This is a genomic window from Allobosea sp. RIT-PG3_2 (assembly GCF_057321085.1).
On record NZ_JBXWCA010000001.1, the window covers coordinates 454,726 to 477,564 of the forward strand.

A 22,839-nucleotide genomic window follows, 5' to 3' on the forward strand; every position below is an offset into this window, starting at 1 on the left:
CCGGTCGAAGGAGTGCGCCATGAACGTTTCGTTCAATCCATCACATCATGCCTTTCATGCTCTGAAAGGTTCGACTCAACTCCCCAGCTTCTGCGGCCGCGGCGACCATCGTTCGCCGACGGCGTCGTACCCCCCGCGTCTCGCCGCATCCTGGCGCGTTGACGCTGCATCCGCTCAGCTGACCTGCGAATGGACGCTGGTCGGCAAGGCTGACGACACCCGTACGATGACGCGAGGCGAGCGATGAAAAGCCTCGTCCTCTCTGCCGCGGCAGAACGCTTCGCCAGCATCGCCCGCAAGGCCATCCGTTGGTTCGCCGACGGAACGCGCCCGCGCGCAGTCATGTGCCCTGCCCCCGCGTCATTGGTCTGGTCCTCGCGCAGGATCCGCCATTCGCTGCATGCCGGAGGCCATCATGGACCCTGGAAGTAGTCGCACGCTCGCCGTGCGGCGAAAGCCGGCGGCGAGCGCCCCCACTCGACCGATCCCTCTGAATTTTTCGCCGCCTCCTTCGGAGCGCGGGTGCGCAGCGTCGCCTTCCTGAGGCGCGCCAGCTTGCGCCCGCGCCGCCATGGGCGGCCGAAAGGGCGCAGCCATGAACATCACCAGCAAGTCCGGATCCAAGCTGGATCCACGTCCAACCGGAAAAGCTCCGGCCGAACCGAAGCTTTCGATGCGCGCCGCGCTGGAAGCCCGCAACCATCTCGAAACGACACTCGAAATCCTCCGGACCGGGCCTGAAGGCCTGGTCGAAGCGGAGGCGACGCGACGCTTTGCCAAGGATGGTCCAAACGAGGTCGCGCACGACAAGCCACCTCATTGGACCCTGCAGTTGCTGGCAGCGTTCAAGAACCCGTTCATCCTGGTCCTCGTCGCGCTGGCACTGATCCAGTACGTCAGCGATCCCGAGGATCTGAAGCCGGTCATCATCGTCGCCGTCATGGTCGGCCTGAGCGTAGGGCTGCGCTTCTGGCAGGAATTCCGCTCGGCGCGCGCGGCGGAGCGGCTCAAATCCATGGTTCGCACGACAGCGACGGTGCTCCGGCGCTCGCGCTACGGCGCGAAGCCCGAGCGCGCCGAGATTCCGATGCGCGAGCTGGTTCCCGGCGACATCGTGCTGCTTTCCGCAGGCGACATGATCCCTGCGGATTTGCGCTTGGTTGAATCGCGCGATCTCTTCGTCAGCCAGGCGGTGCTCACCGGCGAATCGCTGCCAGTCGAGAAGTACGACACGCTCGGCAATGTCGCCGGCAAGTCGGCGATGGATCGCGCCGGCATCGGGACCGATCTGCTCGACCTGCCGAACACCTGCTTCATGGGCACCAACGTGGTCAGCGGCACGGCCACGGGCGTCGTCGTCGCGACCGGCGCGCGCACCTATTTCGGCTCGCTCGCCAAGTCGATCGTCGGCCAGCGGGCGCAGACGAGCTTCGACCGCGGCGTGAACAGCGTCAGCTGGGTGCTGATCCGCTTCATGATGACGATGGTGCCGGTTGTCCTCGTCATCAACGGCCTGAACAAGGGCGATTGGTGGGAGGCTTTCCTGTTCGCGGTGGCGATCGCGGTCGGGCTGACGCCCGAGATGCTGCCGATGATCGTCAGCGCCAATCTGGCCAAGGGCGCCGTGGCCATGGCCAAGCGCAAGGTCGTGGTGAAGCGCCTGAGCGCGATCCAGAACTTCGGCGCCATGGACGTGCTCTGCACCGATAAGACCGGCACGCTCACGCAGGACAAGGTCATCCTCGAACGGCATGTCGACGTCACCGGACAGGAGGACGAAGAGGTCCTGCGCCTGGCATGGCTTAACAGCGCCCATCAGACGGGACTGAAGAACCTGCTCGACACGGCCGTGATCGAGGCGGCGGAAGATCGGCGCCGTTCGGCCGACTTCCGGCGCCCGGTGCAATTCCGGAAGGTCGACGAACTGCCCTTCGACTTTGTTCGCCGGCGGCTTTCGGTCGTGGTGCAGGCCCCGGGCGGCGAACAGCTTCTGGTGTGCAAGGGAGCGGTCGACGAAACCCTGGCGGTCTCCTCCTGGGTCAAGGAAGGCAGCGGCGTGTTCCCGCTAGACGCCGCTAGGAGAGTCAAGCTGCTTAATCTCGTGCGGCGGTTCAACGAGGACGGACTGCGCATCGTTGCGGTCGCGACGCGTGAGATCCCCGTGGCGGACGCCAAGATGCGCTACGCATCCGAGGACGAATGCGAGCTCGTCCTGCAGGGCTTCCTCGCCTTCCTCGACCCGCCAAAGGAAAGCGCCGCGCCGGCGCTGCGCGCCCTGCGCGACAACGGCGTGGCCGTGAAGGTCCTCTCGGGCGACAGCGAAGTCGTTTGCCTGAAGATCTGCCGCGAAGTCGGCCTCGATGGGGGCACCCCGATCCTCGGTCCGCACATCGAGTCGCTCGACGACGACGCCCTGCGCGAGGTCGTGGAACGCACCACGGTCTTCGCCAAGATGGCGCCTCTGCAGAAGGCGCGCGTCATCAAGGCGCTCCAGGCCAACGGCCACACCGTCGGCTATTTGGGCGACGGCATCAACGACGCGCCGGCCCTGCGTGACGCCGATGTCGGCATCTCCGTCGACACCGCGGCCGATATCGCCAAGGAATCCGCCGACATCATCCTGCTGGAGAAGAGCCTGCTCGTGCTCGAGGCCGGGGTGATCAAGGGCCGCGAGACCTTCGGCAACATCATCAAGTACATCAAGATGACGGCCTCCTCGAACTTCGGGAACGTCTTCTCGGTCCTGGTCGCGAGCGCCTTCCTGCCCTTCCTGCCGATGCTCGCGATCCATCTGCTGATCCAGAACCTGCTCTACGATCTCTCCCAGCTTTCGCTGCCCTGGGATCGCATGGACCGTGAATTCCTGGCCAAGCCCCGGAAGTGGGAAGCCAAGGACATCGCCCGCTTCATGATCTTCATCGGGCCGATCTCGTCGATCTTCGACATCGTCACCTATCTGGTGATGTGGAACGTCTTCGCTGCGAACGCCCCCGAGCACCAGTCCCTGTTCCAGTCCGGCTGGTTCATCGAAGGGCTGCTCTCGCAGACGCTGATCGTCCACATGATCCGGACGCAGAAGATTCCGTTCATTCAAAGCACGGCATCCCTGCCGGTGCTGCTGCTCACGGGCGCGATCATGGCCTTCGGGATCTACGTGCCGTTCTCGCCCTTGGGCGATGCAATCGGCCTGCAACCCCTGCCGATGACCTACTTCCCGTGGCTGGTCGGCATCCTGCTCAGCTACTGCGTCCTGACGCAGCTGCTGAAGACGGCCTACATCCGCTACTTTGGAAAGTGGCTCTGACCCCTTGATGGCGCTGCGGTTTTCCGCAGCGCCGCTCCCGAAAAGGAGGCGGCCATGCGGCTCGCCATCAATATCGCCGACACGAAGCACCAAGCATTGCTGTTTGTCGCACGCGCCAGTCTGCGCGTTGCGGATCGACTGCTGCGCTCGAGCTTCAAGGGGTTTCGCGCCGGTTATCTTCCGCTGGGCATCCTGCGGATAGCCACCCGCATCGCGGAGAAGCTCCGGCGCTTCAGCCTGCGCTGCTGGGACGTGTCGAGAGGCCCGTCCCGAGCAACCGCCGAGGATAGCGAGGAGCGCAAGCCATTGCCGGAATGCCTCACCCGGCTGCTAGCGGCGCCCGCCGGCAAACCGACGCGAATGCCGGTTCGCCACTGATCGCATTCCGGTGCGACCAGAGATGCAACTGCGGCGGCTCTGGCAGCTGCCGCAGCGTCAGAAGGGGCAGCCGATCTGCCTCTCGCACATCCTGCATATCAACCCGAAAGGACAGAGCCATGCGTGTTCTGATCTGTGGTGGGCGTCACTTCGAGGACGCTGATACCGTACACCGCGAGCTGGTTCGGCTGCATTGGCAGCGCCCCATCCAGGTCCTGATTCACGGCAGCGTGACGGGTGTCGGCATCGCCGCCGAGGCTTGGGCGCGCCGCAACGGCGTTGCCGTTATTCGCTACCCACCCAACTGGGAATACTTCGGTAAGCGGGCAGAGAGCCTGCGCAATGCCTTCATGCTCGAAGACAGCCGGCCCGATCTGGTGGTCGCCTTTCCGGGCGGCCGGCACACCGCCGACCTCGTCCGTCGGACCAAGGAGCGTTCGATACAGGTTGTCGTCGTCTCTCCCGATGGCGAGCCGTCGGGCACTAAGGCCCCGGAAGATGCGGAAATACCGCGATCTGCGGTCCAAGGCGACGACCCCGTCTCGCTCCGCCCGTTCCGGCCGGTTCAATCGTCACAAAGCTCCGCCACAGCGTGAGGGAGCCACGCGGCGCGCGAACAGAAATGGCGTTGCGTGGCGACCGCTTTTGAAACCACCTCCGGCAAAGCCTCGCAGCGGGCTTTGCCGGCTTGCCCGTCGAGCTGAGCTTTCATGGATAGAAAAACGCTCCCTCGCCGTGCCGGAGACTATCGATGCGTTTCGTCCAGACCTTCGCGCTTCTTCCCTTTCTCGACACGTTCGCGAGCTTGCTGTCGGCGTTCTTCCTCGGCGCGCTGATCGGCGCGGAGCGGCAATATCGCCAGCGCACCGCCGGGCTGCGGACCACCGTGCTCGTGGCGGTGGGCGCCGCCGCCTTCGTCGACCTGGCCATGAGGCTCACAGGGGCTGAAGGCGCGATCCGTGTGATCGCCTATGTCGTCTCCGGCATCGGGTTCCTCGGCGCGGGCGTGATCATGAAGGAAGGCATGAACGTCCGCGGGCTCAATACGGCGGCGACATTGTGGTGCTCGGCAGCGGTCGGAGCCTGCGCCGGCGCCGACATGATCGCCGAGGCCGCTCTGGTGACGGTGTTCGTGATTGCCGGCAACACCCTGCTGCGACCTGTGGTCAACGCCATCAATCGCATTCCGTTCAACGAACGCGCTCTTGAAGCCACCTATGAGGTGGTCGCGACCACCACTCCGGCCGCCCTTGGAGAGACGCGTGAGACGCTGATCGATTATCTGGAGGCCGCGCAATATCCGGTCAGCGACATCACCACGATCGAACGCAGCGAAGACGTGGTGGATATCGTGGCGAGGCTGGTGAGCACGGCGGTTGACCGCAAAGAACTCGATCACGTCGTCGAAAAGCTGGAACGTCTACCTGCCGTTTCCCACGCGACATGGGAAAGCAGCACAGCCGACTAGCACCTCGCCCCGCGGGCCAGCCCGAAAGTGGCGCTGTCGCAGCGGCGACCGGCAACGCAGGATTCTTCCGCCATGCAGATCACCACGGCATGGCTTGATCGGGACGATCGCGTCCTTCCGGTCAGATATAGGCCTTCCCGTCGTAAAAGGCCTTCCGCCATCTGACGACCGTCGGGTTTTTGTAGAGCCCACCCGTGTAGAATGGGTCCGCTTTCACAAAATTCTCAGCCACCTCCCGGCTGTCAGTATCGAGTATGATGAGTCCACCGATCCCGGTCTCGCCGGAATCGTCAAGAAGCCCACCGCTCGCAAGCACATTGCCGACATTCTTGCGCATGTAATCCAGATGGGCATCTCGGAGATCCCGGCGCAGCTCAGCGGTTCCCGGCTCATCCATCCAGCTAATCGCATAGGGCACTGATATCTCTCCTATCCATTTCGAAGTAGCGAGACCAAAAAAGATCAGGCCTGCTCATCCAGCGCTTTCAGAACCGCCCTGTAGGCGAATACGACTGCAGGGCCGAGCGTGATCCCGCCGCCCGGGTAGAAGCCGCGCATAGACGAGGCCAATTCGTTCCCGCACGCGAACAAGCCTGGGATCACCGCCCCGGAGGCGTCGAGCACCTGAGCGTCACGATTGGTCTTGAGCCCCACGGCCGTACCGAGCGTCGCCGGCAGGATGGGCAGGGCGACGAAGGGGGCTTTCGCGATCGGCGTCAGATTGGGATTGGGTCCCGCAGTCGGATCGCCCCAGACGCGATTGAACGACGTCGATCCCTTGCCGAAATCGACGTCCTTGCCGGTCTTGGCAAATGCGTTGTGACGTTCGACGGTCGCTGCGAGGGCATCCGGATCGATACCGATCTTTCGCGCAAGCTCCGGCAGGGTCGGAGCTGTGGTGATGTAGCCGTTCCGAACGAATGGCGACAAACCGGGCGACCATGGCCAGGGCCGTATCGCACCCAGACCGTTCTTTCGAACAAAGGCCGCGTCGCAGATGAAGTGGAAGGGGGCATCCGCGCCAGCCCCGAGCGATGCCCGGCGCTGGAACAGAGCCGCCACGATGTCATGGTACGAATTGGACTCGTTGACGAACCGGCGTCCCTCGGGGTCGACCGCGATGATCCCAGGGCGGCCACGGTCGAGATAGCCGTAGATGACCGGGACGTTCTTCCCGTCATGCTCCTTCAGCAAAGAAGATGGGGTCCAGAGGCAGGGGCTGCTCAGCTCCGTGTCGATGACCGCACCGACGGCGCGTGCTGCCCGCTGGCCATCGCCGGTGTTTCCCTCGAACGCCATCGAATGGTCGTGCGGGAAAGAAGCGGAGAACTCACGGCGAAGCGCGGGGTCTTGAGGGAACCCGCCCGTCGCGAGGACAACCCCCAGCCGCGCATGCACCCGAACGGCACGTCCTTGCCTTTCGACGATCGCCCCTTCCACGCCGTTCCCGGTTCGTATCAGCTCCTTCAACGGCGCATCGACCCAGATCTCGGCCTTGTGCATCCTGAGGCTGTGAAGCAGCCTCGCAACCAGAGCGTTGCCGTTGCTGACCTGCGCACCCCGCCGATATTTGAGCCGATCAAGGCCGTGCCGCGCCAGCCGTCTGACGACGCGGTTGAAGTTCGCCAGGGAGGCGAAAGGCCTGACGAAAGCGGGAATCTCGTCCGGGCCGACCATCATGCCGCCGCAGACCATCAGCCTGTCCATCGGCGGACGCACCAGTTCGAAATCCGCTCCCAGTTGATTGCCGTCGTAGCGGCGCGCCATGATCGAGCGCCCCTTGTCGACGCCGCCCGGGCTATCCGGATGGTAGTCCGGCGACTGGATCAGGTCGAAGGCGACCGAGGTGCCATCCTCGATGTCGTCGATTGCCGGGCCCGCGCTCTCCAGGAACGCCTCAGTGAGATCCTCCCGATAATAGTTGCCGAGCTCATGGCGGAGATAAGTCCGCGCCTGCTCGATCGTGTCATCGATCCCCGCCTCTTTCGCCTGGCGGTTGCCGGGCACCCAAAGCACGCCCCCCGAAGTCGCGGTGGTGCCGCCGAGCAAGCCGGACTTCTCGCACAGCAGCACCTTCATGCCGCGCTTGGCAGCGAAGAGGCTTGCCGCCAGTCCGCCGGCTCCGCTGCCGAAGACAAGGATGTCGACGACCTCATCGGCCGCCGCCCCGCCCCTTGAGACGGTGTGCATCAGAGCGATCCCGCTTCCGCCTCGGCATACGGCTCCGGCAGGAACTTGGTGCCGGACCAGCCACCGTCCACGGGCATCACGATGCCCGACACGAAGCTCGCCGCATCGGAGGCGAGGAAGGCGCAGACTTCCGCGATTTCCTCGGGGCGGCCCGGGCGGCCCAACGGGCAATCCTCGATCATCGACCGCCGAAACCATGGGTTCGTTTCCAGCCGCTCGCGGACCAGCGGGGTGGCGATAAGCCCCGGCGAAACCGCGTTGACGCGTATGCCGTCCCGGCCGTACTCGGCCGCCAACTGCCTCGTCAGCCCTGCCAGGCCCGCTTTGGTCGCGGCATAGGCGGAGGCGCGCGCCGTTCCCAACATCCCGAATACCGAGGCGATATTGATGATATTGCCGCCTTTGCCCCGCATCACGGAGATCGCCGACCGGCAAAGCGCGAAAGGCGCAGCGATGTTCACGCTGAGATAACGAGCGAGGTCCTCGTCGCTGGTATCGAGGACCGGCCGTGAATTGCCGATGCCTGCGTTGTTCACGAGGATGTCCACGCGGCCGTGCTTCTCCATCGCGTGCGCGACGACTCGCTCGGAGGCTCCCGGCGAGGTGAGATCCAGCTGGAGTGTGTCGAACGCCTTAGCGCCGGCGAAGTCGGCCGGAGCGGCATTCTGATCGACGCCGAGCACAGTGGCGCCCTCGCGTAGAAAGGTCTTTGCGATGGCAAGGCCAATCCCGGACGAGCTGCCCGTCACGATGGCAACCTTATCTTTCAACCGAAGCATATTTAGATCCCTTTTCGACCCGATGGCCGTAAAATCGCGCGCGATCCGGGCGCTCAGGCCTGGATGCCGCGCGCAAGCTGGATGCGCCGCCTCTCAAGTCGCGAGCCCGCCGAGCGAGCGCCCGCCGTCGACGAGGATCGTCTGGCCGGTGATGAATTCGGTCTTGGCAGAGGCGAGGAACGAAACCATCGCCGCGATGTCTTCGGGCCGACCCAGATGGCCGACGGGTTGGGCCGTCGCCAGCTTGGCCCTGGCCTCGTCGCTCCAGGCCGCCAGGATCGGCGTGTCGATGACGCCGGGCGCGACCGCGTTCACGAGAATTCCGCGCGGAGCCAGTTCGAGCGCCAGGGCGCGGGTCAAACCGACGACGGCGGCCTTCGAAGAGACGTAGTGAGCGTAGTCGACCGCGCCGAGATAGGCTCGGGACGCGATGTTGACGATACGCCCGCTCGACGTCATGCGCGCCGCGGCGCCTCGGGCCAACACGAACATGCCGATCACGTTGATGTCGAACATCCGGCGAAAATCGTCGGTGGTGAGGTCGGCCGTCTTCTTGACCTCGAAGATTCCCGCGTTGTTGATCAAGGCGTCGATGCGAGCGAAACGACCGAGAAGCGACTCGCAGGCGCTTTCGTCCCGGATGTCGAGTTGGTGTGCCTCGACCGACAGGCCCGCCTCCGCAAGCGCGGCCGCCGAAGCCTCGACGGCTTGTCGGTCGATGTCCGTCATCACCACGTGGAAACCGTCGGTTGCCAACCGCTTTGCAGTCGCAAGCCCGATGCCCCTGGCTGCACCGGTGACGAGGCCGATCGGCCTGGTTGTTTGCTGGCTCATTTTCTAACGCCAATTCTGCTTGGATGCGACGACGACGGCCCGAGGCGCGATGCGACCGGCCCTTCGATTCATCGAGCGCGAGAGGCGCCCGTTACAGGCCGAGCCTTCCGCCGGCGACGTCGAACACGGCGCCGGTGGTGAAACTGCAAGCCGGTGTGGCGATCCAGGCCACGCTGGCGGCCACTTCTTCCGCCTTCCCCAGGCGCCCCATGGGAACGCGCCCGGTCGCCTTCTGGATGAAGTCCGCCGACATCTGCAGTTTGAGATCCGTATCGATCAGCGCGGGAGCGACGCAGTTGACCGTGATGCCGTCGCCTACGAGCTCTTTGGATAGCCCGATGGAGAAGCCGATCACCCCGGCTTTCGACGCGCCATATGCCGAGCCGTCGGTGAGGCCGCGAATCCCGGCGACAGAAGCGATGTTGATGATCCGTCCGGACTGCCGCTTCTTCATCCCCGGCACGAATATCCTGGTGACCGCATAGACGGCCGTGAGGTTCACCGCGATGACACGGTCCCACGCGGTCCGCTCATAGTCCTGCAGCGGGACCGTCGGCCCCTGGATGCCCGCGTTGTTCACCAGGATGTCGGGCGATCCGATAAGGGCGGCGGTCTGGGCTTCGGCGGCCTCGATCGCTTCCTGGCTCGTCACATCGACCGCGATGGCGTCGAGCTTGCCCGGCATCGTCTCGACGGCGGAGACGTCCAGGTCCCACACAACCACGCGGCAACCCAGCGCCATGAGCTCGCGAACGATGGCGGCGCCGATGCCCTTGGCACCTCCCGTAACGACCGCAGTTCGATGCAAGAGCGAATATCTCTCCGGCAACCAGCACGTCGTGGCTTGATCGGAATTCGACATTGGATTTCTTCCCTAGGACTTCTTGTTCGATCGCGATGAGCGAGATGCGGTTACCGCCCGCCGTCGTCGTAGCCCGGCCGCGGGACGTGGATCATCGAGGTGTGCGAGAGCCCGCCATCCACCACCAGGTTGTGGCCGTTGACGTATCGGGCGTAGCCGCTGGCGAGGAACATGACCGAATTGGCGACGTCACGCGTCGAACCCAGGGAGCGAAGAGGCACGAGCTTGCTGCGCTGCTCGGTCACGCCCGGGACCGCGTAGAATTCGGTATTGAGCGGCGTCGGGATGAAGCCGGGGCTGACGGCGTTCACCGTGAGCCCGGACGGGCCCCATTCCAGCGCCAGCTGCTGCGTCAGCATGACGACCGCCGCCTTGCTCACGCTGTAGGACCCGCAATAGGGATGAGGTTCGGTGGCTGCTATCGACGCGACGTTGACGATCGCTCCCGAGCCGCGCTGCCGCATGTGCTCGCCGAAGCGCTGCGCACATAGCAGATAGCCCTTGACGTTGACGGCGATCGTCAGGTCCCAGGTTTCCGGGGCGACCGTCTCCAAGGGTCCAAAACGCAGGATGCCTGCGTTGTTGACGAGGATGTCGCAGTCCCCGAATGCCTCTTTCGTCCGGTCGACGGCACGATCGATGGAGGCCGCATCGGTCACGTCGGCGACGATCGAGATCGCCGCGCCGCCGGCGTCGAGGATCATTCTCTCCGTCGCTTCAGCCCCCTCTCGACTGTGGTCGAGAACGACGACCTTCGCGCCAGAGGCGGCGAACGATGCCGCGATTTCCTGCCCGATACCTCCGCCGGCCCCGGTGACCACGCAGGTCTTGCCCGAGAAATCCAACCACGCCTCGCGTTGAGCACTCATCAGCTGTTTCCTGCCTTCGTTTTTGGTGACGGACCGGCTGCGAGGCCGCCCGCGTCTCGCGCCCCGTCACCGACGACAGGGCGATCTTCGAACGTTCGTTCGCTCGAAGATTATTTTGAATGCGACATCGAATACTTCTACCCCGCGTCGATCCAGCGCGCCGCCTCGTTGACAGCCCCCTGGAGGTATGCGACCGTATTCTCGTTATATGCGAAGTTTGATCGCACAAGAAAATGTTCTGCACAAGGGGGAGGAACCGCGAAATGACCCTAATCGCCCAAGCGACAGACGGCTGACCGGCCGGGGAAAACCCTTGTCGGCCATTGGGATAGATCCATGGTCAATCGCTGCGTGACGCTTGACCCCTGATGGGTTTCGGGCGCGCTTCGACGAGTCGAAAAGCAGCTGAGAGACGACGGCCGAGATTTAGCGCGGCGAATCCGATCGCAGCGGGTGGACTCAGCTTGCGTATTCGCTATCGCTGCCTATCCAAAGTTCACAACAACATAAAATACGATACCTAGGGAGTATTCGATGAGAAAATATCTTCTTTCTACCGCCGTCGCCGCGTTGTGCGCCTTCGGCAGCGCCGCCGCTCACGCCGAGCCTCTCAAGGTCGCCGTGATCGAGGCGTTCTCGGGGCCGAACGCCCAGACCGCCATCCCCTTCGTCGAAGGCGTCCGTTACGCCATCGCGAAGTTGAACAAGGACGGCGGGTTCAACGGCGAGCCGATCGTCGTGACCGAATACGACAGCCTCAATCAGACGGCGGGCGCCGCCGAGAAGCTGAAGGCGGCCATCGCCGATGGCGCGCGCATCATCATCCAATCGACCAACTCGGCGATCACCGCGCAAATCTCCGAGGACGTTCGCAAATACAATCTGCGCAACAAGGGCAAAGAGATCCTCTTCATGATGGAGGGATCCGAGGCCGCCGAATTCACTGCGGAAAAATGCCATTTCTGGGCGTTCAAGGGCGCCAGCAACCCCTTCATCAGGATCAAGGCGCTCGTGTCCGCGATGAAGGATACGGGCAAGCTGGGCAGCAAGGTCTACAGCATCAACCAGAACTACTCGTATGGCATCGACCACGAGAAGGCACAGGCGCTCAACGTGAAGGCCGCCGGTGCACAGATCGTCGGCTCGACCCTGCACGACACCGCGAAGATCCAGGATTTCTCGCCTTACGTCGCGCAGATCAAGGCCTCGGGCGCGGACACGATCCTGAGCGGGAACTGGGGCAACGACCTCATCCTGTTCATGCGCGCGCTGGGCGACGCCGGCCTCAAGGCCAATGTCGGCAACACCAGCCTCGATACGACCGGGGCGCTGAGCGCGATGGGGCCCTCGGCCTTGGGTGCCGTCCTCGTGAAGCTCTATAACCTGGAGGCGGGCGGCAAGGCGGGCGAAGCCTTCGCGGAGGACTTCAAGGCAGCGATCGGCCACTACCCCTATAACGAAGAGCCGACTGCCGCATTCGGCACGCTGCTTCTCGGCGAGGCCTTGAAGAAGGTCAGCAAGCCGGGCGCCAAGGTCGACATGCAGGCCGTCGCCCTGGCTCTCGAGACAGCCAGCTACGAAAGCCCGGCCGGCCGCTGGTCGTTCAGGAAGGAGGACCATCAGCTGCTTCTCCCCGTGACCGTTTCCGAGGTCTCGAAAGACGCTCGCTACAAGGTCGATGGGACCGATATGGGCTTCAAGCTGCTGAAGGTCGTCTCGCCCGAGGACAGCGCGGTGCCGGTCGATCCGAAGTGCAAGATGGATCGCCCGTCGTAACGCACTCACGATCAAGACGAGTTGAGCGCCGGTTTCCGACCGAAGGGAGCCGGCGTTCTCGACAAGGATAATCCGGCATGGAATTCATCGTCATTTCGGCGCTCAACGGCCTCGTCTACGGCCTGCTCCTATTCATGGTTTCTGCCGGGTTGACGCTCATTTTCGGCATGATGGGCATCGTCAACTTCGCTCACGCGTCGTTCTACATGCTGGGGGCCTATCTCGCCTTCACGATCGCCCGCATGTCCAATTTCTGGCTGGCCTTGCTGATCGCGCCCTTGATCGTGATGGCCGCGGGCATGTTCATCGAACGCTTCATGCTGCGGCGCGTCCACGGCTTCGGGCATTCGCAGCAGCTCCTCCTCACCTTCGGCATCGCCTTCGTGTTCGAGGAGCTGATCAAGCTCTTCTGGGGCAATTTCCCGGTCGCCTACCGTCCCCCATCCCTTCTCAGCGGTCCGGCTTTTTCGCTGTTCGGGACGAACTTCCCCTCCTACCGGGTCTTCGTCGCCGTCGTGGCGATGGTGCTCCTCGGCATCCTCTACCTGCTGCTCCAAAAGACGCGCATCGGCATCGTCGTTCGCGCGTCCGTCCAACGCCCGGGCATGGTTTCCGCGCTCGGCCACAACGTCCCCCTGGTCTTCCTCGGGGTCTTCGGCGTCGGCGCGTGGATGGCCGGCCTTGCCGGAGCCGTGGGCGGCGCTCTCCTGACGACGAGCCCCACGATGGCGGCGGAGATGAGCGTCATCGCATTCGTCGTCGTGGTCGTCGGCGGCCTCGGCTCGCTTCTCGGGGCCTTCATCGCGTCGCTGCTGATCGGCCTCCTCACCTCGTTCTCGGTCGGGTTCCAGGTCTCCCTCGCGGATCTCGCGCAGATCTTTGGCTACGGCGAGCAAGCCAGGCAGATCGGGGGTCTTCTCACCTTGGAAGTCTCGTCGCTGTCCGCCTCCCTACCCGCGCTGCTGATGCTCGTCGTGCTGCTGACGCGGCCCGCCGGCCTCATGGGCGACAGGAACTAGAACATGCTCCGGATCGGAATACTGGCTTCGGTCGTCGTCCTGCTGCTCGGCGCGCCCCTCGCGCTCAGCGGACATGTGGTGGGCGTCCTGACGACGGCGCTGATCGCCGTCCTGTTCGCGATGGCGTTCAACCTTCTGAGCGGCCGGGCCGGCATGCTCTCCTTCGGCCACGCGGCCTACTTCGCCATCGGCGGGTTTGCCGTAATCCACGCGATGCAAGCGATCGAGAAGGGCAATCTTTGGCTGCCGACCCCGTTCCTGCCGCTCGTCGGCGGCGTCGCCGGGCTGATCGGCGGGCTTTGCGCAGGGTACTTCGCCACCTTGAGAAGCGGCGTCTACTTCTCGATGGTGACGCTCGCCCTGGCGGAACTGCTTCATGCGATAGCGCCGAACCTGGGCGGGATATTCGGCGGCGAGGTCGGGCTGACGACCATGAGGATGCCCTGGTCGTCGTTCGACTATGGCAACGAGGTCCACGTGTACTACACGGTCGTCGCCTGGGTCGTCCTCTGCATCGGCTTGCTCTACGCGTACAACCAGACGCTGTTCGGCCGCTTGACCGTCGGATTGAGAGAGGCCGAGCGCCGGGTTTCCTTCCTCGGTTACAACCTCCATCACACCAAGATCATCGTGTTCGGCGTGTCGGCCATGTTCTCCGGCATCGCGGGCGGCCTCCTGGCGTTCACCACGGAAAGCATCAACTACTCGATGCTGGGCATGGGCATGTCGGCCTCGGTCGTCCTGCACACCTTCGTCGGCGGTTCGGGCGTGTTCTTCGGCCCGGCAGTCGGCGCCTTCATCTTCGCGCTGTTCGGCAGCCTGGTCTCCGACGTGACGAAGAACTGGCTGCTCTATCAGGGCATCCTTTTCGTCGTCATCATGATGTTCATGGGCGATGGCCTGGCCATGCTTTGGCTGAGGATCGTGAACGAGTTCAAGGAGCGCAACTGGGGCGCCCTCAAGCTGCGAGCCCTCTTGCTCCCACCCGGCCTGCTTGCCGCGGCGGGTGTCGTCACTCTCCTCGAGCTGGCCTCCCGCATCCTCGATCAACAGTACTCCGCAATCGTCGGCCGGACGAAGGCCTGGCCACCCGTACCCCTGTACGGCCTCAAATGGGACCCCATCGCCGCGTCGACCTGGCTCGTCCCGGCCCTGGCGATCGGCGTCGGCGCCGGTCTCGCATTCCTGGTGATATCGCGGACGGGTCGCGAGACAGCCCCGACGGCCGCGCTCGCCGAGGAGCACGCCCGATGACCAACGACATCATCCAGCTGGCCGGCCTCAGGAAGCGTTTTGGGGAGAGCGAGATCATCCGGGGCGTCGATCTCGGCGTGAAGCCGGGCGAACGACACGCCCTGATCGGACCCAACGGCGCCGGAAAATCGACGCTCTTCCATTTGATTTCGGGCCTGTACAAGCCATCGAGCGGCGATATTCGCCTGAACGGCACGTCCATCGCGGGGCTGGCACCACATCTGATCACCCGCCGTGGATTGTCGCGATCGTTTCAGATCACCACGATCTTCCCGCGCCTCAGCGTGTACGAGAATCTTCGGATAGCGGCGATGGCCAAGCACGGGCGGCGTTATGCCCTGTTCTCGCTCGCCTCGAACGCCACCGCCGTCAACCGCGACACCGACGAGTTGCTGGAGTTGGTCCGTCTCACGCAAGCGCGGGACAAGTTCGCCGGTGATCTGACCTATTCGGAGCAGCGCGCCCTCGAGATCGGAATGGCGATCGGACCGGGCGCCGACGTGATCCTTCTGGACGAGCCCATGGCCGGCATGTCGCGCGAGGAAACGCACTACATGATCAATCTGATCCGAGACATCACGCAGGGGAAAACGCTCCTCGTCGTCGAGCACGACATGGAAGTCGTGTTCTCCCTCTGCGACCGGATATCCGTCCTCGTCTACGGCGAGATCATCGCGTCTGGCACGCCGGACGCGATACGTACGAACAGCCGGGTCCAGGAAGCCTATCTCGGCGAGGTGGCCGCATGACCCTGCTTTCGGTGACCAACCTCCATACCCACTACGGCAAGAGCCACATCCTGCACGGCATGAATTTCACGCTGGCGGCCGGCGAGATGATTGCCCTGCTCGGTCGCAACGGGTCGGGCAGGTCGACGGCCATGAAAGCCATCATGGGACTGGTCCCGCCGACGCGGGGTTCGATCAGATTGGGAGCGAACGAGCTTGCCGGGCTCCCGTCCTACAAGATCAACCGCGCGGGCATCGCCTATGTCCCGGAAGAGCGGCTGGCGTTCAGCAATCTCACCGTGGAAGAGAACCTGCATATCGGGGTCTCCACGCCCCGGCCGAACGCCAAGGCGTGGAGCCTCGAAGACATGTACGGCTTTTTCCCTCGCCTCAAGGAGCGCCGCAACGTCAAGGCGGGGTCGATCTCCGGCGGCGAGCAGCAGATGCTCACGCTCTGCCGTTCGCTGCTGGGCCAACCGACCGTCATCCTGATCGACGAGCCGACCGAGGGGCTCGCGCCCAAGATCGTCGATCATCTCGCCGACGTGATGCGCGACATCAACCGACAGGGCGTGGCGTCTGTGCTGGTCGAGCAGAAGATGACGATCGCCCTGAAGCTCTGCAGCAGATGCCTGATCATGGGCCACGGCGCCATCGTCTTCGAGGGAACGCCGGAGGAGTTGCTCGCAACGCCTTCCGTGCGGCGGGAGTGGCTTGAAGTTGCCTAGGCACCGGCTGTTCGCACCCATCTGCGCGGCGGACGCCAGCCGCAGGAGCTGCACTTGATGGCATCGAAATACTTCATCTACCTGGCTGGCCGCGATCGCAGCCGAAGGGCGGACTTCCAATCGGCCTACCTGCGGGCCGCTCGCAAAGTCGCCGCCGCTCTTCCCCAAGGCGGGAAGCTGATCGTCAACCTGGTCGAGGAAACGCCGGAAGGGGTCCCGTTTCGCCCCGTGAACCTGCGCACCGCGGAGGCTGATGCGGTCTACGACGTTATCGTCGAGCTCTCACCACCGGCGGACGAGGCAGAGCAAATTCTGGAGACACTCGTCTCCTGCGCCGAGGACGTCGCCACCACCGAGATCTACCAGGTCGAGGAAATCGTTCAGCTCGACCGGCAGGTCATCGTCCTTGGGGAACGATCTCCCGGCATCAAGTATATCGGGCGGTTGAACTTCCACCCCGATCTGCCTTCGACGGCGGCTCGGCGCAGCTGGGACATCCACGTTCCTCTTGCGCTGCGAGTTCATGTCGGAATGGACAAGTACGTCAGAAACTGGATCGTGGATGCCTCGCGAGGACGCCCTGCCGGCGGTATTGCCCAGCTGAACTTCCCGACAATCGACGACATGCTGACGCGATACTTCGACAGCGATCGTGGGCGGGAAGAGATCATGCACGACATATCGCACTTCATCGCGAACGGAGCCCGTTTCTTCGCGAGCGAATTCGTTCTTTGCGACCGATAACATTCGAACGGCTCGCGATAACTCCGAATGTTTGACTTTTCGTCGATCTACGCCGACACAGAAAGACGGACTTGATGCACGATGAAACGAGAAAGTACTGATGCCTCCTGCTAAGTCACAGAACGAGACGTCTGTACTTAAGCGCGTCGCCGAAATCTTGAATCTGTTTTCGGAGGATTCACCGACCATCTCGCTCGGAGACGTCGAATCCGTGCTGCAGGTCAGCCAGGCGACGGCTTACCGGTACCTGCACGACCTGCATGAAATCGGGCTCCTCTCGCGGATTTCCGGGCGCTACGCGCCTGGCCCGACGATCATGGAACTTGAATTCATACTGGCGAACTTCGATCCGATCCTGCTGGCCGCAAGGGAGGTGATGGAGAAGCTCTCGACGACTCTCGGCATCCATACATTCCTGTGCAGGATGTACCAGGACCGCGCGGTGAACGTCTATTCCACGAGGCCGGAGAATTCGTCCGAAATGCCGTTGAGGCCGGGAAGGCGGCTTCCCGTCTTCAGGGGGGCCCAGGCGCGCATCATCCTCGCCCATCTCGACAGGCGCCGCCAAAGGCGGATTTTCGACCGCTCCGAGGAGGACTCCGGAAGAAACGGCATCGGGTCCGACTGGGCGTCCTTCAGCGCCGCGCTCCAGAAGAACCGCCGCGACGGGTACTATCTCTCCCGCGGCGAGATCTCCGAAGGTCTGGTCGGTATCGCGAGCCCCGTATTCGATGAGAACAACGAGATCATGGGCGCGATCTCGCTGTCTTATCCCACGCTGAGTCCTCCGCCCGTGACCGAAGCCCAGCTGATCAAGATCACCAAGAAGGCGGCGAAGGACATCACGTTGCGCGTGGCCGAACTCGCCGACGGCAAGAAGAACCTGGACGCCGCGGAATAAGCCCTCGGGCGACAGCGACCCGCGGGTCCGGGACGATCTAAGGAACGGCGTCAGCCTGGCTGCTGGGATGCGCGGCCTGGAAGGCTGCGTGCTCCGCCGCCAGTTTTTCGACCCGCGATATCCGCACATATGAATCGATCGGGACCGCGAAGCGTCGGGCCGCGTATAGCTGAGGGATGAGATAGGCATCGGCCAAGCCCGGCGACGCCCCGAAGCAATAGCCCTCCTCGCCGATCATCGCCTCTACGGCGGCAAGCCCCTGCTCTATCCAGGTCGCGATCCACCCCTCGACCTCCGCTTCCGGGCGCCCGAGGGGGCCCCGCAGATAATTGAGCGGCCCGACATTGTGAAGCGGGTGCACGTCGCAGCCGATGATCGCCGCGACGGCGCGAACTTTCGCACGCGCTACAGGCTCGGCGGGCAACAGCGGCGGATCAGGGAAAACTTCCTCCAGATACTCGATGATGGCCGGCGATTGCGTCAACGCGGTCCCATCGTCGAGGACGAGGACAGGAACGCGCCCCTGGGGATTGAGCGCGCGATAAGCCTCGGTCTTCTGCTCGCCGCGAACGAGATGAACGAAAGCCTGCTCCGCATCTATGCCCTTGAGCGCCAGCGCGATCCGCAGGCGGTAGGAGGAGGTCGAGCGCCAATAGCCGTAGAGCTTCATCGGACTCTCACCTCGCTGGAAGGACGATCGCCCGGCATTCGCCGAAGCCGATCGACGTAAAGCCATCGCGACGTGCCTGGGCCCTCAGCATGATCTCGTCGCCGTTTTCGAGGAAGCGGCGCTCTTCGCCGGAGGGTAGGCGGACGGGTGTCCGACCGCCTTCCGTGGTTTCCAGAAGGCTGCCGCGACTGGCCTGATCCGGACCAGATATCGTACCGGAGCCCAGCAGATCACCAGCGGCGAGGTTGCAGCCGTTACTGGTGTGATGGGCCAGCATCTGAGCGACGGTCCAGTACATGTGCCGCGTATTGGAATGCCCGAGACGATGCGGCGGCGAACCCTGCCGACGCATCGTCTCGGTGGTGATGAACACCTCCAGGTCGAGATCGAAAGCGCCGGCAGCCTTGTCCCGGCTGTCTGACAGATAAGGCAGCGGCTCTGGATCGCCTTCCGGGCGCGGTGGCTGCGCGATGCGGAACGGGGCCAGGGCCTCCGGCGTGACGATCCAGGGCGAGACCGTGGTGGCAAAATTCTTGGCCAGGAACGGTCCGAGCGGCTGGTATTCCCACGCCTGGACGTCGCGCGCGGACCAATCGTTCAGGAGGCAGAACCCGGCGATGTGCTCGGCCGCCTCGGCAATCGGAACAGGCTCGCCCTGCTCGTTGCCTGCCCCCACCCAAATCCCGAGTTCCAGTTCGTAGTCGAGACGCCGCGACGGGCCGAAGACGGGGGCTGCCGCGTCCGGCGCCTTCGTCTGTCCGTTCGGGCGCCGCACAGGAGCGCCGGACGGTCGGACCGAAGAAGCTCGCCCGTGGTATCCGATAGGGACGTACTTGTAGTTCGGCAGCAAGGGATTGTCCGGACGGAACAGTTTTCCGACCTCGGTCGCGTGGTGGATGCCGACGTAGAAGTCCGTGTAGTCGCCGATCCGCGCCGGCAGGTGCAGAGTGCAGGAGGAGGCCGAACGCAGACAGCGCGCCGCCTTCGTCTCGTCACGCCCCCCCAGAGCGAGAAGGGCCGAGACGCGACGGCGAAGCTTCACACGCGCGGCCGAGCCAAGCGAGAGAAAGCCGTTGAGGCTGCCCTGTGCGCAGGCTGCGCCCAAACCGGCATCCTCCGCCATGAGCCCGCCTTCCAGCGCCAGCTTGAGGTCGAGGATCTTGTCGCCGATCGCGATCCCGCCCCTGGGAGGCTCGCCCGGCGGGCTGAAGACGCCGATCGGCAGGTTCTGGATGGGAAAGTAGGCATGGCCGTTCGCGGACGCCTCGAAACTGCGAAGCGTCGCGTCGTGGGTTTCGTCGAGGGCAGTCATCTTTGTCTCAAGGCTTGTTCGGATCGAAGTGTTTCGTCAGCTTGTGGCCATAGCCGCCGTAGTCGCCCTGAAGCGCGTCCGTTCCTGCGGCGAAAGCGGTGACCTGCTGCGGGAAGCGCGTTTCGAACATGAAGGCGAGCGTGCCTTCCAGCTTGTGGGGCTTGAGTTCTACGTTGCTCGCGCGTTCGAAGGCGTCGACGTCGGGGCCGTGCGGCAGCATCGAGTTGTGCAGCGAGATGCCGCCGGGCACGAAGCCGCCGCCGGTCTTGGCATCATAGACACCGTAAACCAGCCCCATGAACTCGCTCATCACGTTCATATGGTACCAGGGCGGCCGGAAGGTGTTTTCCGCCACCAGCCAGCGGTCCGAGAAGATGACGAAATCGATATTCGCCGTGCCGGGCGTCTCGGAAGGCGAAGTCAGCACCGTGAAGATCGACGGGTCAGCGTGGTCATACAGGACCGGCCCGACCGGAGAGTACTTCCTGAGATCGTATTTGTAGGGGGCGTAGTTGCCGTGCCAGGCGACGACGTCGAGCGGCGAGTGTTCGATATCGGCGACCCAGAGATTGCCGCCCCATTTCACATACATCTTCGAAGGCGCGTCGCGGTCCTCGTAAGCTGCGACAGGCGTCAGGAAGTCGCGCGGATTGGCGAGGCAGTTCGCGCCGATCGGTCCGCGCTCCGGCAGGGTGAAGGCGCCGCCGTAGTTCTCGCAGATGTACCCGCGCGCCGGGCCGTCACGCAGCTCGACGCGGAGCTTCACGCCGCGCGGGATGACTGCGATTTCCCCTGGCTCGATGTCGATGATGCCGAACTCGGTCCACAGGCGCAGGTCGCCCTGCTGCGGCACGAAGAGCATCTCGCCATCGGCGTTGTAGACGTATTCGTCGACCATGGAGCGCGTGATCAGGTAGACATGCGCACCCATTCCGCCCTGGGCTCCGGCGTCGCCGGCCGTCGTCATGCTGTGCATACCCTCGACGAAGGACAGCGGCCGCGAGGGGATGGGGATCGGGCTCCAGCGCATTGGTGCGATCGGCAAGTCGACCTCGCGCGCCGGCGCCGTGCGCCACAGGCCGATCTCCGCCTTCCGGAACCGGTTCCAGTGCGACACGGTCGGCCGGATGCGATAGAGCCAGGAGCGTTCGTTGGTTGTGCGCGGCGCGGTGAAGGGCGAGCCGGAAAGCTGCTCGGCATAGAGGCCATAGGCGCATTTCTGGGGAGAGTTGCGGCCGATCGGAAGCGCGCCCGGCAGCGCCTCGGTCTCGAATCCGTTGCCGAAGCCGGACATGTAGCCCGCCTGGATGGCGCTTCGGACCTCCGGGCCCTTCGGATTGGACGACGGATTTTGAACGTTCATGTCTGTTCTCCCGTGGGGAATTACCGCCGAGGACGCAGGCCCGGCCCCGAGAAGCGGTGAAACGTCGTCGGCATTCCCGATCCAGCGACCTCATCGCTTCATTCGGCGCTCGGACAAATATATCGTTGCATCGGTAACCGTCCATTTTGTAACTAACAATGATGACGAAGCTCGCTCTCGAAGAATTCCTCCCCTATCGCCTCAATCGGCTCGCCACGACGGTCTCGCAGGCCTTTCGGGCCGTATACGGACCGCATCACGACCTGACCGTTCCCGAATGGCGTGTTCTGGCGACGCTCGGCCAATTCGAGACGATGAGCGCCAAGGAGATCGGCACTCATTCCGCGATGCATAAGACGAAGGTGAGCCGTGCCGTGCGCGCTCTCGAGGAGCGCCGTTGGCTCAAGCGGCGCGAGAGTCCCCATGACAGGCGCGAAGAGATCTTATGCCTGACGCCGCTTGGGCTGAAGACCTACACGGAAATCGTCCCGCGGGCCCTGGCTTTCGAAGCGAAAATCCTGGGAGCACTCGGCAAGGATGCCAAGCGCCTGCTCGCGGCCATTCATCAACTGGAGCTCGCACTCGATGAGGCATGACTGAAGCCGGCTCGGAGACGGCCTCTTGCGGAGATGCACAACGGGCCAGCTTCTCGGCCGGCCGGTAAGCGCTGTCGGCGACGAGCCCGTGTCAGCCGGCAACCGCATGGGGCTGGACGCCACGGCGCTCATCCTGCCGAGCCCGGGGAGCTGCGTCGAAGCCTACCCGCGCTCAGCGAATAGCATAAATCCATCTGGATCGCCCTCGCGCGTGGAAGTATTTCTCAAAATCATAACCAGAATAAATGCACGTATTCTTATTTTCCAACGATCGTTGATTGTTTCGATGATCTGAATATTGATGTCATCGGCGCTCTTTTCGCGATTACGCGATACCGTTGGAATTCTGCTATGCCTGACCTGATCGTGCGATCATCTCCTCTTTCGCCTGAAGCAGAGGCCTTGGTCGAAGGGCTCGTTGCCGAATATGACGGCCGGTATGGCGTCAACAGCAGGCCGGGCGGCGCGCGCTCCGAGCTCATGCGCTATCCGGCGGAAGCGTTCGCACCGCCGCTCGGGGATTTCCTGCTGGTTCAGCGCGGCGGTGAGACGATCGCGGGCGGCGCTTTCATGAGCCATGACGACGAGACGGTCGAGCTCAAGCGCATCTGGACGCGCGAGACTCTGCGGCGACAGGGTCTGGCGCGCCGCATCGTGCTGGCGCTCGAGGAGAGCGCTGCCGAGCTCGGCTACACCAGAGCCTATCTCACGACCGGATTCCGGCAGCCGGAAGCGACGGGCCTCTATCTGTCGCTCGGCTATCGACCGCTGTTCGACACCTCCGTCGACCCGGTCCTGTACCGGTCCCTGCCCTTCGAGAAACATATCGGGGCAAAGGCCGGCGTGGCCGGCAGCGCGCCCGTCTATGCCCCTGCCGCATCGCCGGATGAGGCGACAGCCCGCGTGGGCGCGATCAAGGCCCAGCAGGAAGCAGGGATTGCAGCCCGGCTGGCCGCCCGTCGCGCAACCGCGGCGTAGCGAAGGTGAAAACTTTTCCAGGTGCGAGACGGGCCGTGAGCCGCGACTACCGATGAAACGACGGGTGGCTGCGAGCCCGATCGGCG

The 22,839-nt window shown here is 63.9% G+C and carries 23 protein-coding genes; 14 read left to right on the top strand and 9 right to left on the bottom strand.

Annotated elements, in window-relative coordinates:
* Nucleotides 1-19 precede the first annotated feature (19 nt).
* The 5 genes from AC2FAN_RS01945 (at nucleotide 20) to AC2FAN_RS01965 (ending at nucleotide 5,150) form a co-directional block, all read left to right on the top strand.
* Nucleotides 20-247 carry a hypothetical protein gene (locus AC2FAN_RS01945; protein WP_485172519.1) on the top strand — a complete coding sequence of 76 codons (228 nt, stop codon included), beginning with the start codon at nucleotides 20-22 and terminating at the stop codon, nucleotides 245-247.
* A 348-nt stretch (nucleotides 248-595) separates the two neighbouring features.
* On the top strand, nucleotides 596-3,304 hold the full coding sequence (gene mgtA, locus AC2FAN_RS01950) for a magnesium-translocating P-type ATPase (protein ID WP_485172520.1): 2,709 nt from the start codon (nucleotides 596-598) through the stop codon (nucleotides 3,302-3,304).
* 54 nt (nucleotides 3,305-3,358) lie between these two features.
* Nucleotides 3,359-3,682, top strand: coding sequence for a hypothetical protein (locus AC2FAN_RS01955; RefSeq protein ID WP_485172521.1), 324 nt, complete (start codon nucleotides 3,359-3,361; stop codon nucleotides 3,680-3,682).
* Nucleotides 3,683-3,801: 119 nt separating this feature from the next.
* On the top strand, nucleotides 3,802-4,278 hold the full coding sequence (locus tag AC2FAN_RS01960; protein ID WP_485172522.1) for a DUF2493 domain-containing protein: 477 nt from the start codon (nucleotides 3,802-3,804) through the stop codon (nucleotides 4,276-4,278).
* Nucleotides 4,279-4,433: 155 nt separating this feature from the next.
* Nucleotides 4,434-5,150, top strand: a complete 717-nt coding sequence (locus AC2FAN_RS01965) for an MgtC/SapB family protein (protein WP_485172523.1) — start codon at nucleotides 4,434-4,436, stop codon at nucleotides 5,148-5,150.
* A gap of 121 nt (nucleotides 5,151-5,271) precedes the next feature.
* Here AC2FAN_RS01965 and AC2FAN_RS01970 read toward each other — a convergent pair whose 3' ends face one another.
* The 6 genes from AC2FAN_RS01970 to AC2FAN_RS01995 all read right to left on the bottom strand — a co-directional run bounded on the left by AC2FAN_RS01970 (nucleotide 5,272) and on the right by AC2FAN_RS01995 (nucleotide 10,660).
* On the bottom strand, nucleotides 5,272-5,568 hold the full coding sequence (locus AC2FAN_RS01970) for a YciI family protein (protein WP_485172524.1): 297 nt from the start codon (nucleotides 5,566-5,568) through the stop codon (nucleotides 5,272-5,274).
* 44 nt (nucleotides 5,569-5,612) lie between these two features.
* Complete coding sequence (locus tag AC2FAN_RS01975) at nucleotides 5,613-7,340, bottom strand: FAD-dependent oxidoreductase (protein ID WP_485173043.1); 1,728 nt, start codon at nucleotides 7,338-7,340, stop codon at nucleotides 5,613-5,615.
* On the bottom strand, nucleotides 7,340-8,119 hold the full coding sequence (locus AC2FAN_RS01980; protein WP_485172525.1) for an SDR family NAD(P)-dependent oxidoreductase: 780 nt from the start codon (nucleotides 8,117-8,119) through the stop codon (nucleotides 7,340-7,342). The genes AC2FAN_RS01975 and AC2FAN_RS01980 overlap by 1 nt, the downstream gene beginning before the upstream one ends.
* A gap of 93 nt (nucleotides 8,120-8,212) precedes the next feature.
* Nucleotides 8,213-8,953, bottom strand: coding sequence for an SDR family NAD(P)-dependent oxidoreductase (locus AC2FAN_RS01985; protein ID WP_485172526.1), 741 nt, complete (start codon nucleotides 8,951-8,953; stop codon nucleotides 8,213-8,215).
* A gap of 91 nt (nucleotides 8,954-9,044) precedes the next feature.
* Entirely contained in the window at nucleotides 9,045-9,815 is a 771-nt protein-coding gene (locus AC2FAN_RS01990) for an SDR family NAD(P)-dependent oxidoreductase (RefSeq protein ID WP_485172527.1), read from the bottom strand.
* A 50-nt stretch (nucleotides 9,816-9,865) separates the two neighbouring features.
* On the bottom strand, nucleotides 9,866-10,660 hold the full coding sequence (locus tag AC2FAN_RS01995; RefSeq protein ID WP_485172528.1) for an SDR family NAD(P)-dependent oxidoreductase: 795 nt from the start codon (nucleotides 10,658-10,660) through the stop codon (nucleotides 9,866-9,868).
* A 558-nt stretch (nucleotides 10,661-11,218) separates the two neighbouring features.
* On the opposite strand from AC2FAN_RS01995, the gene AC2FAN_RS02000 reads away from it, so the two are divergent.
* The 7 genes from AC2FAN_RS02000 to AC2FAN_RS02030 all read left to right on the top strand — a co-directional run bounded on the left by AC2FAN_RS02000 (nucleotide 11,219) and on the right by AC2FAN_RS02030 (nucleotide 17,834).
* Nucleotides 11,219-12,460 (top strand): ABC transporter substrate-binding protein, encoded by a 1,242-nt coding sequence (locus AC2FAN_RS02000; RefSeq protein WP_485172529.1) that lies wholly within the window; start codon nucleotides 11,219-11,221, stop codon nucleotides 12,458-12,460.
* A 77-nt stretch (nucleotides 12,461-12,537) separates the two neighbouring features.
* On the top strand, nucleotides 12,538-13,479 hold the full coding sequence (locus AC2FAN_RS02005) for a branched-chain amino acid ABC transporter permease (RefSeq protein ID WP_485172530.1): 942 nt from the start codon (nucleotides 12,538-12,540) through the stop codon (nucleotides 13,477-13,479).
* Nucleotides 13,480-13,482: 3 nt separating this feature from the next.
* On the top strand, nucleotides 13,483-14,733 hold the full coding sequence (locus AC2FAN_RS02010) for a branched-chain amino acid ABC transporter permease (protein ID WP_485172531.1): 1,251 nt from the start codon (nucleotides 13,483-13,485) through the stop codon (nucleotides 14,731-14,733).
* Nucleotides 14,730-15,482 carry an ABC transporter ATP-binding protein gene (locus AC2FAN_RS02015; RefSeq protein ID WP_485172532.1) on the top strand — a complete coding sequence of 251 codons (753 nt, stop codon included), beginning with the start codon at nucleotides 14,730-14,732 and terminating at the stop codon, nucleotides 15,480-15,482. The genes AC2FAN_RS02010 and AC2FAN_RS02015 overlap by 4 nt, the downstream gene beginning before the upstream one ends.
* On the top strand, nucleotides 15,479-16,189 hold the full coding sequence (locus tag AC2FAN_RS02020; protein ID WP_485172533.1) for an ABC transporter ATP-binding protein: 711 nt from the start codon (nucleotides 15,479-15,481) through the stop codon (nucleotides 16,187-16,189). The genes AC2FAN_RS02015 and AC2FAN_RS02020 overlap by 4 nt, the downstream gene beginning before the upstream one ends.
* 57 nt (nucleotides 16,190-16,246) lie before the next feature.
* Nucleotides 16,247-16,933, top strand: coding sequence for a hypothetical protein (locus tag AC2FAN_RS02025; RefSeq protein WP_485172534.1), 687 nt, complete (start codon nucleotides 16,247-16,249; stop codon nucleotides 16,931-16,933).
* Nucleotides 16,934-17,033: 100 nt separating this feature from the next.
* Complete coding sequence (locus tag AC2FAN_RS02030) at nucleotides 17,034-17,834, top strand: IclR family transcriptional regulator (protein WP_485172535.1); 801 nt, start codon at nucleotides 17,034-17,036, stop codon at nucleotides 17,832-17,834.
* Between the two features lie 37 nt (nucleotides 17,835-17,871).
* Here the strand turns inward: AC2FAN_RS02030 and maiA are convergent, their stop codons facing one another.
* The 3 genes from maiA to hmgA are packed head-to-tail and all read right to left on the bottom strand — an operon-like array spanning nucleotide 17,872 to nucleotide 21,179.
* Nucleotides 17,872-18,504: a maleylacetoacetate isomerase gene (gene maiA, locus AC2FAN_RS02035; protein WP_476807646.1), complete on the bottom strand. Its 633-nt coding sequence runs from the start codon at nucleotides 18,502-18,504 to the stop codon at nucleotides 17,872-17,874.
* A gap of 7 nt (nucleotides 18,505-18,511) precedes the next feature.
* Complete coding sequence (fahA, locus tag AC2FAN_RS02040; RefSeq protein WP_485172536.1) at nucleotides 18,512-19,816, bottom strand: fumarylacetoacetase; 1,305 nt, start codon at nucleotides 19,814-19,816, stop codon at nucleotides 18,512-18,514.
* A 7-nt stretch (nucleotides 19,817-19,823) separates the two neighbouring features.
* Entirely contained in the window at nucleotides 19,824-21,179 is a 1,356-nt protein-coding gene (gene hmgA / locus AC2FAN_RS02045) for a homogentisate 1,2-dioxygenase (protein ID WP_485172537.1), read from the bottom strand.
* Nucleotides 21,180-21,340: 161 nt separating this feature from the next.
* Between hmgA and AC2FAN_RS02050 the strand changes: the two genes are divergently transcribed.
* Nucleotides 21,341-21,775, top strand: coding sequence for a MarR family winged helix-turn-helix transcriptional regulator (locus AC2FAN_RS02050; RefSeq protein ID WP_265054812.1), 435 nt, complete (start codon nucleotides 21,341-21,343; stop codon nucleotides 21,773-21,775).
* 351 nt (nucleotides 21,776-22,126) lie between these two features.
* Nucleotides 22,127-22,753 (top strand): GNAT family N-acetyltransferase, encoded by a 627-nt coding sequence (locus AC2FAN_RS02055; RefSeq protein WP_265053115.1) that lies wholly within the window; start codon nucleotides 22,127-22,129, stop codon nucleotides 22,751-22,753.
* Nucleotides 22,754-22,839 lie beyond the last annotated feature (86 nt).